This is a genomic window from Stenotrophomonas sp. LARHCG68 (assembly GCF_052871705.1).
In genome coordinates this window covers 1466091-1479713 of record NZ_JBIXJV010000001.1, presented here as the reverse complement: position 1 = coordinate 1479713, position 13623 = coordinate 1466091, and the positions used below count along the sequence as shown (strand labels likewise).

The following is a 13623-nucleotide window of genomic DNA, read 5'->3' as shown; positions in this document are numbered from 1 at the left end:
CATGGCATCGCCACGCCCGGCAGGAGCGGCCTCGGCCCGCTCGGGCTGTCAGCTGAAGATCGCCACGCTCTGGCGGCCGCGCATCACCAGTTGCCGCTGCGCATTCCAGACCTGCATGTCCTGCGAAGAGTAGCCGTCGCGTGCGTGCTGGCTGAAAGAGCGCAGCAGGAACCACTCCCCGGCCGGAGCCGGGTCCAGCAGTTCGAAGCTCCAGTTGATCGAGCTGACCGGCGCAGGTGCGCGGTATGCGGTGAAGGCCGCCGGTGGCATGGCGTCCCCCATCGCCGCCAATGCAATGGCCGGATCCACCCCCTGCGCGTCGCGGTGACGTACCCAGGCCAACTGCTCCGGGAACGCCGCCGCGGACACCGGCATCGCACCACCGGCCGGCTTGAGCTGGAAGTTCTGCAGGAACGCCGGCACGAACGGCGCGGCCGCCGCATTCAACTCACGGCAATCGTCCACGCCGGGCACGTCCGGGAAGTCGCCGAAATCATGGACGATGCCGCTCTCGCGGGCGCGTCCGAACACCCCCATCAGGCGCGCCGCCAGCGCGCCCTCGGCGAAGACGTCCACCCCAAGGCTCACCACCGACTTGCCTTCGCGCAGCACCTGCGGCGCGAAGGTCAACTGGCCCACGGCCGGGCCAATGAAGTTGACCTGCATCGCGCGCAGCGGCGGCAGCGGCGTCGCATGCGACTGGAGCGCGGCGCTGATGCCCAGCGCGGTGACGATGCCACCGTACGCGGTGCGCCCCTGGCGCCAGCTGTCGGGCAGCAGCACGCCCTTGCGCGCGTCGAAGGAGGACAGCAGTTCACTCAGGTTCGGCATGGGGCGTCCTGCAATGGAAAGTCAGTAGATCAGCGTGGCCTGCAAGGGCACGCCGGCAGGCAGGCGCGCACGGCCGCCGAGCCCGTCGAGCTCGACCAGCACCGCCGCACCGAGCACCTGCGCCTCCAGTTGCCCGGCCAGCAGCAGGGCTGCGGCCAGCGTGCCGCCGGTGGCCAGCACGTCGTCGACCAGCACCACCCGGGTACCCGGCGCGATGGCATCGGCGCACACCTCGATGCGGTCGCTGCGGTACTCCAGCGTGTATTCCTGCTGCAGGGTGGCACCGGGCAACTTGCCGGGCTTGCGCACCGGCACGAAGCCAGCCCCCAGCTCCAGCGCCAACGCTGCGCCGAGGATGAAGCCACGTGCCTCCACACCCAGTACCGCCTGCACGCCGGCCGCGCGCCAGGGCGCGGCCATGGCCTTGACGGCCGCATCGAACGCCTTGGCGTCCGCCAGCAGCGGGGTGATGTCCTTGAACAGGATGCCGGGCTTGGGGAAGTCGGCCACGTCGCGGATCGTGCGCGACCACTCGGGATAAACAGGAGTCATTTCAATCATCGAATCAGGAAAACAGGAGTCAGGAGCTGCACGACAGCATCGAGCAGCCGGCCCGTTCGCGCGCCCATTCCGGGCGGCGCCGGGCGAACGCCTCGCGGCCCGGCTGGTCGTCATAAGGATGCCGCAGGACGTCCAGCAAGTCCGTGATACCGGCCGAATCGCCTTGTTCGGCACGGTCGATGGCCTCCTGCGCCAACCAGTTGCGCAGCACGTACTTCGGGTTGGCGGCGTTCATCGCGGCGCGACGCACCTCCGGCGCCTGCCCGTCGGCCAGCACGCGCTGGCCGTGCCGCTGCAGCCAGTCCTGCAGCTTCGGCAGCACCTGCCCGCGCTTGTCCGGCGCGTAGAACGCCGCCTCCAGCACCGCCACATCCGGCGCCGCGGGGTCCACCTCGGCCAAGGCACGGAACGCCAGCGTCATGTCCATTTCGCCCTCGTGCAGCAGTTGCAGGAACTGCGCCATCAAGGTGTCGTCCCCCTCGACGAAACGGCCCAGGCCCAGCTTGGCCACCAGATGATGGCGCTGCTCCTGCTCGAACCGCGTCCGGAACGCATCCAGCCCGGCCTGCAGCGGCGCGGCATCCTCGAACAGCGGCGACACGGCCTGCGCCAGCCGCACCAGGTTCCAGTACGCCACCTGCATCTGCGTGCCGAAGCGATAGCGACGGCCCTGCGCATCGGTGGTGTTGGGCGTCCATTCCGGGTCGTAGTCCTCCACCCAGCCATACGGGCCGTAATCGATGGTCAGCCCGAGGATGGACATGTTGTCGGTGTTCATCACGCCATGCACGAAGCCCACCCGCATCCAGTGCGCCACCATCACCGCGGTGCGCGTGCAGACCTGCTCGAACCAGCGCGCATGGCGCTGCGCGCCGGCGTCGGCCAGTTCGGGGTAGTCGCGGTCGATGCAGAACGCCACCAGTTGGGTCAGCAGCGCGATGTCCCCGCGCGAGGCGGGCAGTTCGAAGCTGCCGAAACGGAGGAACGACGGCGCCACCCGGCACACCACCGCGCCGGGTTCGCCCTGCGGGTTGCCGTCGTAGAACATGTCGCGCACCACCGTTTCACCGGTAGCCACCAGGCTCAGGGCGCGAGTGGTCGGCACCCCCAGGTGATGCATCGCCTCGGAGCACAGGAACTCGCGTACCGAGGAGCGCAGCACCGCCCGGCCGTCGGCGCCGCGCGAGTACGGGGTCGGCCCCGCGCCTTTCAGCTGCAGCTCCCAGCGCTGGCCGCCGGCCAGCAGTTCGCCCAACGAGATCGCGCGGCCATCGCCGAGCTGCCCGGCCCATTGGCCGAACTGGTGCCCGCCATAGTTGGCCGCCCACGGCTGCATCCCGGCATACAGCGCGTTGCCGCCGAACACCTGCGCGAAGCCTTCACCCTGAACGACGGATTCGTTGAAACCCAGCAGTGCCACCACCTCGGGTGAGTACGCCAGCAGGCGGGGAGCGGCCACCGGCGTGGGACTGACTGCCGACCAGAGCGCACCGCGCACTTCGCGGCGGCCGGGGCCACGCTCGGGATCGCCGGGCAGCGCCTGCACGAATCGGTTGTCGAAATGAGGGTCGTTGTTCTGCATCGCCTGCTCGTCACTGCCGTACACCCGGATCCTACCGGTTATGGCGTGCACGGTCGGCCACGGGGCGGCACAAAAGAAAACGCCGGAAGCTTTCGCTTCCGGCGTTCCAAGCTACCTTGCGGTGGCAGGGGTCGATTAGACCGCCTGCACCTGGTCAGCCTGCATGCCCTTCTGGCCCTGCACGGCGACGAAGGTCACCTTCTGGCCTTCCTGCAGCGACTTGAAGCCGGTGCCCTGGATGGCGCGGAAGTGCACGAACAGGTCCGGGCCGCTTTCCGGGGTGATGAAGCCAAAGCCCTTGGCATCGTTGAACCACTTCACAGTGCCGGTCTGACGATCAGACATTACAAACTCCTGAAACATTGATGAGAAAAATCGCAGCCACCGGATATTCGGGGCCGAGACTGAGTTGCAGGCGTTGGTAAAGCGGAACGATGAGCGGATCGGTGAGATCAACTGCATCAGGCCACGATTCACGGTGACCCTTGCAAGCACAGTGGGGCGAACGATACGCGGCTTTTGGTTAAAAAGCGATAAATACCGTATTCATCAAAGCTGAGCGGTTCAGCACCGCGCCAATGTCGTCCGGATTCATGGACTTGGCCGGGCAGCGCCGGTCGGCGCCCCAAGGGGGCACCGCTACACTGCGCCCCATGACTGCTCCCGATTCCCCGCCCGCCCCCCGCATCTGGGTTGACGCCGACGCCTGCCCGGTCGTCATCAAGGACATCCTGTTCCGCGCCGCCGAGCGCACCGGCATCGAAACGGTACTGGTGGCCAACCAATGGATCCGCACCCCGGCCTCCCGGTTCATCCGCGCGCTGCAGGTGCCCGGTGGCCCAGACGTGGCCGACGACGCCATCGTCGAGCGGGTCGCCGCCGGCGACCTGGTCGTGACCCAGGACATCCCGCTGGCCGCCCGCGTGCTGGACAGGCAAGCCGCGGCGCTGAACCCGCGGGGAGAGGTCTACACCACCAACAGCGTCGCCGAGCGACTGTCGGTACGGAACTTCATGGAGGAGTTGCGCGGCGCCGGCATCCAGACCGGTGGCCCGGCCGCCCTGCACCCACGCGACCGCCAGGCCTTCGCCGCGCAGCTGGACCGCTGGCTCGCCCAGCGCCCACGGCCAATCGCCTAGGCATCCGGGGCTGCCGGCCAGGGCGTCCACCACCTTGCAGCCGCGGGGCCGTCACCGGCAGCCGGGCCCCAATCCCTGCACCACGGCAATGCATCGGCCTAACGCTTGGCCGGGACATCACCCCAGCCGACGCGGGCTGGTGAACTGGCGCGGTTCGCCATTCAACGGATCAATGAAGGCCAAGCGACGGGCCAGCAACTGCAGCGGGGTACTGAAATCGTCCGGCGCGCGCTGCAGCAAGCGCGGATAGCAATCGTCCCCCAGGATCGGCGCGCCCAGCGCGGCCATGTGCACGCGCAACTGGTGCTTGCGCCCGCTCACCGGCTCCAGGGCGTAACGCCAGATCTCCCTGCCCCGCTCGATCACATCGATCCGGCTCAGCGCATTGGGCGCGCCAATGCCCTCGCGCATGACATGGAACGGCTCGCCACGCTCCAGCCGGCTATGCCGCTGCACGGGGAACACGCAGTCCGGCAAGGCCGGCGCCAGCGCCTCGTAGTGCTTTTCGATCTTCCGCTCGGCGAACAGGCGCTGGTACGACGCCCGGCTCTCCGGGTTGCAGGAAAACAGCACCAACCCGGCCGTGCCCCGGTCAATCCGATGCAGCGGCACCAGTGCCGGGTTGCCGGTGCAGGCCACCAGGCGCGCCAGCAGCGTCTGCCGGACATGCCGCCCGGCCGGCATCACCGGCAGGAAATGCGGCTTGTCGGCCACCAGCAGATGCGCGTCCCGGTACAGGATGTCCGCCTCGAACGGCACCACCGGCTCCTGCGCCACCTCGCGGAAGTAGCGGATCTCACGCCCGGCCTGCCAAGGCTGCCCCGGGTCCAGCGCGCTGCCATCCAGGGCCTGGACCCGCCCCCGCGCGAACCGGTCCAGCCACTGCGCGCGCGTGATCGCCGGAAAGCGCGCGCACAACCCCTCCAGCAGGCTCGCCCACGGACCGGGGGCCAATTGCAGATGACTGGGCAGATCGTCGGTGCTCACGCGTTCGGGTCCCGGCAGGGGCAAAGCCGTATCATTGTCGGTCTTTGCCCCCGGTAATCCCATGGCCCTTACTGCCACCATCCGCAAGGCCGAGCTGCAGATCAGCGACATGGACCGCGGCTACTACGCGACCCACAACCTGACCCTGGCCCAGCACCCGTCCGAAACCGACGAGCGGCTGATGGTCCGCCTGCTCGCCTTCGCCCTGAATGCCGACGACCGGCTGGAGTTCGGCCGCGGGCTGAGCACCGATGACGAGCCGGACCTGTGGGAACACGATTACACCGGCGACATCGTGCAGTGGATCGACCTGGGCCAGCCGGACGAATCGCGCATCCGCAAGGCCTGCAACCGCAGCGGCCGCGTGCAGATCATCAACTACGGCGGCAATGCCTCGGATATCTGGTGGCAGAAGCAGGGCAAGCCACTGGCCCGCTTCGACAACCTGTCCGTGCTCGACCTGCCCGGCGATTTCGTCGAACGCTGGGGCAGCCAGATCCAGCGCGCCATGCGCTGGAGCGTGCTGATCCAGGACGGCGAGGTGCAGCTGATCAACGACCAGATGCAACTGGACGTGATCCCGCAGTGGCGCAAGCGCCCGGCAGCCTGAGCAGGCGGTGGCAGTGAACACGATCCGTTGCGACGTGCTGGTGGTCGGCGCCGGTGCCGCCGGCCTGATGTGTGCGCTCACCGCCGGCCAGCGCGGTCGCATCGTGCAGGTGATCGACCATGCCAACAAGCCGGGCAAGAAGATCCTGATGTCCGGTGGCGGGCGCTGCAACTTCACCAACACCGGCACCACGCCGGCCAACTTCCTCTCGGCCAACCCGCACTTCTGCAAGTCGGCGCTGGCACGCTACACGCCGGCCGACTTCATCGACATGGTCGAGCGGCACGGCATCGCCTACCACGAGAAGGAACTGGGCCAGCTGTTCTGCGACATCTCCTCCAAGCAGATCGTAAGAATGCTGCTGGACGAATGCAGTGCCGCCGGCGTGCAGGTGCGCACCGACTGTGGCGTGGAGGACATCGAGCGCGGCGCCGACGGCTTCCGCGTGCGCACCGTGCAGGGGCTGTTCCACTGCGCCTCGCTGGTGATCGCCACCGGCGGGCTGTCCATCCCGAGCATGGGCGCCAGCGGCTTCGGCTATGAAGTGGCGCGCCGCTTCGGCCACGAAGTGCTGCCGACCCGCGCCGGGCTGGTACCGCTCACGCTCAGTGGCAAGCACCAGGAACGCTTCGCCGACCTCAGCGGCGTCGCCCTGCCGGTGGAAGCGCGCTGCAACGGCCAGCACTTCCGCAACTTCATGCTGCTGACCCACCGTGGCATCAGCGGCCCGGCGATCCTGCAGATCTCCTCGTACTGGCAACCCGGCGACGACCTGCGCCTGGACCTGTTGCCCGACCGCAATGCGGCCGAGTGGCTGCGCGCGATGAAGCGCGAGCGCGGCGCCTCCGAGCTGCGCACCGTGCTGTCGGAGGTCATCCCGCGCCGGCTGGCGCTGCGCCTGTGCGAGCAGTGGCTCAAGGACAAGCCGGTGCGGCAACTGGACGAACGCGAGCTGCAGGCCGCCGCCAGCCTGCTTTCCGACTTCCCACTGGTCGCCAGCGGCACCGAGGGCTACCGCACCGCCGAAGTCACCCTCGGCGGCGTGGACACGCGCAAGGTATCGTCCTCGACGATGGAATCGCAGCACGTGCCGGGCCTGCATTTCATCGGCGAGGTGCTGGACGTGACCGGCTGGCTGGGCGGCTACAACTTCCAGTGGGCCTGGGCTTCCGGCCACGCGGCGGGCCAGGTGGCATGAGCCGCACAGGGGCCATTTGTGCCCCATCCCGGCACTGTCAAACGTTCCACGCATAGACGCCGTACCTGCCCATCGTGTATTAAACGGCGTCCGAAGGAGTCTTGAATGCAGAACGCCAAAGACATCACCTTGCGCCTGCTGATCGTCGATGACAGCGCCGAGAATGCCGAAGCCATCGTCAGTACGTTGCGCAACAGCGGCATCGCCGTGCGTCCCTTCCGGCCGCAGAGCCCGGACGAGCTGGTCCAGGCCGTGGGCGGGCAGCCGCTCGACCTGGTGCTGGCCGCCAACGCGTACACGATCCCGCAGTCGCTGCTGACCCAGCAGGTCGCCGCCAGTGGCAAGGACATCCCGATGATCCTGCTGGCCGACCAGGTCGACGCGCAGTTGCTGCTCGACGCCTCGGCCAACGGCATCCGCGCCATCGCCCTGCGCACCGAGCCGGACCACCTGCTGTCGGTGGTGCGCACCGAATGGACCGACCTGCAGGCACGCCGCGGCCTGCGCCGCATCGAAGTACAGATGCGCGAGACCGAGCGCCGCTGCGATGCGCTGATCTCCTCCTCGCGCGACCCCATCTCCTACATCCACGAAGGGATGCACATCCGCGCCAACGAGGCGTACCTGGACATGTTCGGGTATGAGTCGTTCGATGACGTGGAAGGCATCTCGCTGCTGGACATGGTCGCCCCGCAGTACGTGGAGGACTTCAAGAACCTGCTCAAGTCGCTGAGCAAGGGCGAGGCGCCGCCGCCGCAGTACGAAGTGCATGCGCGCAACCAGGACGGCGACACCTTCCCGGCGACGATGGAGTTCACCGCCGCCACCTACGAAGGCGAGTCCTGCTTCCAGGTGGTGTTCCGCCGCCGCGAGGAGTTCGACCCCGAACTGGCGCGCGAGGTGGAGGAGCTGCGCCAGCGCGACCAGGTCACCGGCCTGCTCAACCGCCCCACCTTCATGGTCCACCTGGAGAACGCGGTGGCCCAGGTCAGCCGCAGCGACGGCCAGTACGGCTTCCTGCTGGTCGAACCGGACCACTACAACCGCCTGCTGGCGGACATCGGCCTGGATTCGGCCGATGCGCTGATCGCCGCGCTCGGCCAGCACCTGGCGAGCGCCATCAACGAGGAGGCGCAGCTGGCACGCTTCGGCGAGCACAGCTTCGCCCTGCTCTGCCAGGGCCAGTACGCGCACACCACGCAGGTGGCCGAACGCGTGCGCCAGGCCTTCGCCTCCCATGTGTTCAGCATCGGCCAGCGTTCGGCCACGGTCACTGTCAGCATCGGCGGCGTGCAGGTCGGCGAGAAGATCGCCAGCGTCGGCCAGGTGCTCAGCCATGCCAACGACTGCAACCGCGCGGCCATCGAGCTGGGCGGCAACACGGTCAAGGTGTTCGACCCGGGCGCGACCGATCGCGTCGAGGAAGAACGCATCCAGCGCTGGGTGCAGCGCATCGGCGAGGCCATCGCAGGCGACGGGTTCCATCTGCGTTTCCGCCCGGTGTTGAACCTGATGGGAGAGCCGATGCAGCTGTACGACACCTCGCTGCTGCTGGAGAACAACGGCGAGCTGGTCAGCCCTGGCACCTTCCTGCCCATCGCCGAGGACCACGGCCTGCTGGCGCCGCTCAACCGCTGGGTGGTGGCCAACGCCATCCGCGCGCTGGGGGAACGCCGCCGCGCCGGCCACACCACCCGCCTGATGGTGCGCATCACCCCCGAGTCGTTCACCGACCCGCAGTTGCTGGACGTCATCCGCGACGGGCTGGCCAACGAAGGCGTGGACGGCGACCAGCTGTGGCTGCAGATCCCCGAGGCCAAGGTGTTCACCCACCTGCGCAACGCGCAGCAGTTCCTCGCCGGCGTGGCCACGATGGGCTGCAAGGTCGGGCTGGAGCAGTTCGGCTCGGGCCTGGATTCGTTCCAGCTGCTGGCCCATTTCCAACCGGCGTTCCTCAAGCTGGACCGCAGCTTCACCGCCGATCCGGCGCAGGCCAAGGAACAGCTGGACAAGACCCGCGAGATCACCGGCAAGGCGCAGGAGGCCGGCATCCTCACCGTTGCCGAGTTCGTCACCGACGCGGCCACCATGAGCCTGCTGTTCAGTGCCGGCGTGGACTACGTACAGGGCGATTTCGTCGGGCCGCCGACGGCGCAGATGGACTTCGAGTTCAACTGAGGCCTGCCCTCACCCCAACCCCTCTCCCGTACACGGGAGAGGGGCTTTTGCACCGACAGCGTACGATTGATGCTCCCTTCTCCCGCCTGCGGGAGAAGGTGCCCGAAGGGCGGATGAGGGGCTCCACGGGCCCTCGCCATCATGTAGGAACAAAAAGGCCGCGCATCGCGCGGCCCTTCTGTTTCCGGAACCGCCGAGGCTCAGACCTCGACGATGCCCGGGATCGCCACGTCCGGGTTCACATCAGCCTCGTAATCCACGCCGTCGATGCCGAAGCCGAACAGGCGCAGGAAGTCGGCCTTGTAGCCGGCCAGGTCGCTGATCTCGTACAGGTTCTCGTTGGTCACCTGCGGCCACAGCTGCAGCACCTTGCCCTGCACTTCCGGGGCCATTTCCTTGTAGTCCGCGCGCAGGCGGCCTTCGGCGTCGACCAGCGCGACGTCGCGACCCTTGCCGTCAACCAGTGCCGGGCGGATATGGTCAGCCGCGTTGGCGCCACCCTGCGGGCCGTTGTACAGGATGTCGTACAGCGTATCGAGCTGCTCGATGCAGCCCTCGTGCGTGCCTTCTTCCTTCATCACCTTGAACAGCAGCGACAGGTACAGCGGCATGGTCGGGATGGCCGAGCTGGCCTGGGTCACCACCGCCTTGAGCACCGACACGCGCGCGTCGCCGCCGATGCCCTGCAGCTTGCCGCGGATGTCCTTGACCCTGGCATCCAGGTCCTTCTTGGCCGCACCGATGGAACCGTTCCAGTAGATGGCCTGGGTGATCTCCTCGCCCACGTAGGTGAAGGCGGTGGTGGTGGCGCCCGGTGCCAGCACGCCGGCTTCCAGCAGCGCATCGATCCACATCTGCCAGTCCTCGCCCCCCATCACCTGCACGGTGCCGGCGATCTCCTCGGCGGTAGCCGGCTGCAGCGTGGTTTCGGTCAGCACTTCCTTGTCGGTATCCAGGCCGCGCAGCGTGATCGGCGCGCCGATCGGCTTGAGCGTGGAGCTGATCACCTCGCCGGTCTTGGGATGCTTGCGACGCGGCGCCGCCAGGCTGTAGACGACCTGGTCAACCTGGCCCAGGTCGGCCTTGATGATCTCGATAACCTTCTGCTTCACCTCGTCGGAGAACGCGTCGCCGTTGACGCTGCGCGCGTACAGGCCGGCCTGGTGCGCGTACTTCTCGAACGCGGCGGAGTTGTACCAGCCCGCCGTGCCCGGCTTGGTCTCGCTGCCCGGACGCTCGAAGAACACGCCCAGCGTGGCCGCATCGCTGCCGAAGGCCGCCTTGATGCGCGCCGCCAGTCCGTAACCGGTCGAGGCACCCAGCACCAGCACCTTCTTCGGGCCATTGGCCAGCTTCGGCAACGACTGGATGTAGTCGATCTGTTCCTTGACCGCCGCGTCGCAACCGGTCGGGTGGGTGGTGACGCAGATGAAGCCGCGCACACGCGGTTTGATGACCATGAAAACCTCAGCTAGGTAAGCAGGAAAACAGCGCCGCCATGACAGGGAAACCACGGCCCGGCGCCGAACCGGAAGGATCGTAGTGTGCACCCGCAGCGAACACAACCGACGCCACCGCATGGAAATCCCCGTGCAACCTGCCGGCGCGGGCAAAAGAAAAGCCGCGCGGTGCGCGGCTTTTCCGGGTTGCCGGGAGGGGCACCGTCACGGGCGACGGGCCAGCTCCTCGACGTCCTTGGCCTTGGGCATCAGGTCCTGCTTGCTGACCTTGAACGGGCCGATGCTCAGCAGCGGCACCGCCACGATGATCGAGGACACCACCACGATCACCGCACCGGCCATGTGCGTCTCGGCCAGGCCTTCCATCGACTCGCCGCCGTACAGGTACAGCGCCAGCGCCGACAGGAAGAACATCACCGCGGTGATCACCGTACGCGACAGCGTCTGGTTGATCGACTTGTTCAGCACTTCCAGCGGCTCTGCGCGCAGGCTGCGGAAGTTTTCGCGGACACGGTCGAACACCACGATGATGTCGTTGATGGCGAAACCCATCACCGAGAGCATGCCGGCCAGCACGGTCAGGTCGAACTCACGACCCAGCAGCGACATGTAGGCGATGGTCAGGATCAGGTCGAAGAACGCGGTGATGCTGGCCACGATCGCGAACTTCCATTCGAAGCGCGCGGCGATGTAGATCAGGAAGCCGATCACCATGAACAGGGTCGCGTAGACGCCGTTCAGGGCCAGGTCCTTGCCCACCTGCGGACCGACGAACTCGCCCGGCTGCACCGAGGCAGGGTTGTCGGTGGTGGTCACCGCCACGCGCACCTTCTCCGCCACCTGGGCAGCGGCATCGGCGGCGTTGTTGTGCTCACCGTCCGGCTGCAGGCGGATCATGACGTCGTTGCCGCCGCCCACGCTCTGCACCTGGGCGTTCTCGAAGCCGGCCTTGGACAGGCTTTCACGCACGTTGTCGGCGTTGATCGGCTTCTCGAAGTGCGTGCGCACCACGGTACCGCCGGTGAACTCCAGCGCGTAGTTGAAGCCCTTGAAGCCGATCACGGCCACCGACAGCAACAGCAGCACCACCATCAGCGCAAGCACGGGCTTGCGGTGGCGCATGAAGTCGATGTTGGTGTCGTTCGGGACGATATGGAGTGGAAACAGTTTCATGTATTGAGTCTCTTCCCGATCAGATCGCCACGGACTTCAGGTTCTTGCGGCGGCCATAAATCAACGTGGCCAGCGCACGCGACACGGTGATCGCGGTGAACATGGAGGCGAAAATACCGATGATCATGGTCAGCGCGAAGCCCTTCAGCGGGCCCGTGCCGAACGCGTACAGCGCCACGCCCACGATCAGGCCGGTCAGGTTGGCGTCCAGGATGGTGCCCGATGCACGCTCGTAGCCTTCGGCGATCGCCTTCTTGGCCGGCATGCCCAGCCGCAACTCCTCGCGGATACGCTCGTTGATCAGCACGTTGGCGTCCACCGACAGGCCCACCGACAACGCCAGGCCGGCGAAGCCCGGCAGGGTCATGGTGGCGCCGAACAGCGACATCACCGCCACCACGATCAGCAGGTTGAACAGCAGCGCCACCGAGGTGATCGCACCGAACATGCGGTAGTAGACGGTGAAGAACACCAGGGTGAACACGAACGAGAACACCACGGCCTTGACGCCGCGGGCCACGTTTTCCTTGCCCAGGCTCGGGCCGATCACGTATTCCTCGACGAAGTCCATCGGCGCGGCCAGCGAACCGGCACGCAGCAGCTTGGCCAGGCCGTCAGCCTCGGTCTTCTCCAGGCCGGTGGTCTGGAACTCCTTGCCGAACACGCCGTTGACGTTGGCCACCGAGATCACTTCTTCCTTGACGCGGAAGCTGCGCTCTTCCTTGCCATTGACCATGGTCACCTGCGGGATGCGCTCGGTGTAGACCACGGCCATCGGCTTGCCGACGTTGGCGCTGGTGAAGTCGAACATGCGCTGGCCGCCCACGGCGTTGAGCGTCACGCTCACCGACGGCAGGCCATTCTGGTCGGTGGAGACGTTGGCCTTGACCATCTGGTCGCCGGTGACGATGGTGCGCTTGTTCAGCAGAATCGGACCACGGTTGTCACGTTGCTGATACAGCTTGGCTTCCGGCGGGATGCGGCCGGTAGTCAGGGCATCCTGCGCGTTTCCGTCGACCACGGCGCGGTACTCCAGCGTCGCGGTGGCACCGATCATGCGCTTGGCTTCGGCGGTGTCCTGCACGCCCGGCAGCTCGACCACGATGCGGTCGTCGCCCTGGCGCTGGATGATCGGCTCGGCCACGCCCAGTTCGTTGACGCGGTTGCGCAGCGTGGTCAGGTTCTGCTCGATCGCACCAGTGGCGATCTGGCTCATTTCCGTCTGCGGCACCGTGGCGGTGATGCGATCGCCACTCACCGAGTAGGTGAAGGTCGGCTGCGCCTTGGCCAGCGCGGCGCGGGCCTTGTCCGCATCGGCGGCGTTGGCCAAGGTGACCTGGATGTCGCTGTTGCCACGACGCTCCACCGAACGGTAGGTGACGCGGCTGTCACGCAGGGTGGTCCGCACGTCTTCGGTGAAGGCCTCGAAGCGCTTGTCCACGGCGGCCTTCTGGTCGACCTGCAGCGCGAAGTGCACGCCACCGACCAGGTCCAGGCCCAGCACCATCGGCTTGCCGCCGAGCTTGGCCAGCCATTCCGGCACGGTCGAAGCCAGGTTCAGGGCGACGGTGTAGTTCTCGCCGGCCGCCTCGCGCAGCACGTCGTTGGCGCGCGTCTGCGCATCCAGCGACGGCAGGCGGACGATCAGGCTGTCGCCTTCCTTGGCCACGCCCTTGGGCGTGACACCGGCGGTACCCAACGCCGTGGTGACGCGCTCCTTGAAGGCGTCATCGATCTGGCCACCGCGGTTGGCGGTGATCTGGACGGACGGATCCTTCTGGTACATGTTCGGCAGCGCATACAGCGCGCTGACCGCCAGAACGATCACGATCAGGAAGTACTTCCAACGTGGAAATTCAAGCATTGCGGATTCCTGCGTGGCGCCTTCCCGGCGTCACGACGTG

Annotated in this window: 12 protein-coding genes; 4 read left to right on the top strand and 8 right to left on the bottom strand. The window is 67.2% G+C overall.

All coding sequences use genetic code 11. The annotated features are described in order from the left end of the window. Window positions 1-48: 48 nt before the first annotated feature. From ACIPR8_RS06485 to ACIPR8_RS06470, 4 genes are all read right to left on the bottom strand, one after another. Window positions 49-831 (bottom strand): thioesterase family protein, encoded by a 783-nt coding sequence (locus tag ACIPR8_RS06485; RefSeq protein ID WP_132864208.1) that lies wholly within the window; start codon window positions 829-831, stop codon window positions 49-51. Window positions 832-852: 21 nt separating this feature from the next. After that, on the bottom strand, window positions 853-1392 hold the full coding sequence (locus tag ACIPR8_RS06480; RefSeq protein ID WP_446540477.1) for an adenine phosphoribosyltransferase: 540 nt from the start codon (window positions 1390-1392) through the stop codon (window positions 853-855). A 19-nt stretch (window positions 1393-1411) separates the two neighbouring features. Then, window positions 1412-2974, bottom strand: a complete 1563-nt coding sequence (locus tag ACIPR8_RS06475; protein WP_446540633.1) for a protein adenylyltransferase SelO — start codon at window positions 2972-2974, stop codon at window positions 1412-1414. Between the two features lie 135 nt (window positions 2975-3109). Beyond that, window positions 3110-3319 carry a cold-shock protein gene (locus tag ACIPR8_RS06470; protein ID WP_039005002.1) on the bottom strand — a complete coding sequence of 70 codons (210 nt, stop codon included), beginning with the start codon at window positions 3317-3319 and terminating at the stop codon, window positions 3110-3112. A 308-nt stretch (window positions 3320-3627) separates the two neighbouring features. Here ACIPR8_RS06470 and ACIPR8_RS06465 point away from each other — a divergent pair, with 308 nt between their 5' ends. Continuing rightward, window positions 3628-4113: a YaiI/YqxD family protein gene (locus ACIPR8_RS06465; protein WP_446540476.1), complete on the top strand. Its 486-nt coding sequence runs from the start codon at window positions 3628-3630 to the stop codon at window positions 4111-4113. Window positions 4114-4230: 117 nt separating this feature from the next. Here the strand turns inward: ACIPR8_RS06465 and ACIPR8_RS06460 are convergent, their stop codons facing one another. Then, the gene (locus ACIPR8_RS06460) at window positions 4231-5100 is read right to left on the bottom strand and encodes a pseudouridine synthase (RefSeq protein ID WP_446540475.1); all 870 of its coding nucleotides are present in this window, start codon (window positions 5098-5100) and stop codon (window positions 4231-4233) included. Window positions 5101-5161: 61 nt separating this feature from the next. On the opposite strand from ACIPR8_RS06460, the gene ACIPR8_RS06455 reads away from it, so the two are divergent. The 3 genes from ACIPR8_RS06455 (at window position 5162) to ACIPR8_RS06445 (ending at window position 9086) form a co-directional block, all read left to right on the top strand. Beyond that, window positions 5162-5710 carry a YaeQ family protein gene (locus ACIPR8_RS06455; RefSeq protein ID WP_446540474.1) on the top strand — a complete coding sequence of 183 codons (549 nt, stop codon included), beginning with the start codon at window positions 5162-5164 and terminating at the stop codon, window positions 5708-5710. A gap of 13 nt (window positions 5711-5723) precedes the next feature. Further along, window positions 5724-6908, top strand: coding sequence for an NAD(P)/FAD-dependent oxidoreductase (locus ACIPR8_RS06450; protein ID WP_446540473.1), 1185 nt, complete (start codon window positions 5724-5726; stop codon window positions 6906-6908). A 105-nt stretch (window positions 6909-7013) separates the two neighbouring features. After that, entirely contained in the window at window positions 7014-9086 is a 2073-nt protein-coding gene (locus ACIPR8_RS06445) for an EAL domain-containing protein (RefSeq protein WP_446540472.1), read from the top strand. A 200-nt stretch (window positions 9087-9286) separates the two neighbouring features. Here ACIPR8_RS06445 and fabV read toward each other — a convergent pair whose 3' ends face one another. The 3 genes from fabV to secD form a co-directional block, all read right to left on the bottom strand. Continuing rightward, complete coding sequence (gene fabV / locus ACIPR8_RS06440; protein WP_313250942.1) at window positions 9287-10546, bottom strand: enoyl-ACP reductase FabV; 1260 nt, start codon at window positions 10544-10546, stop codon at window positions 9287-9289. Between the two features lie 204 nt (window positions 10547-10750). Further along, the gene (secF, locus tag ACIPR8_RS06435; protein WP_192288402.1) at window positions 10751-11719 is read right to left on the bottom strand and encodes a protein translocase subunit SecF; all 969 of its coding nucleotides are present in this window, start codon (window positions 11717-11719) and stop codon (window positions 10751-10753) included. A 19-nt stretch (window positions 11720-11738) separates the two neighbouring features. Then, the gene (secD, locus tag ACIPR8_RS06430) at window positions 11739-13583 is read right to left on the bottom strand and encodes a protein translocase subunit SecD (RefSeq protein ID WP_446540471.1); all 1845 of its coding nucleotides are present in this window, start codon (window positions 13581-13583) and stop codon (window positions 11739-11741) included. Window positions 13584-13623: the final 40 nt, after the last annotated feature.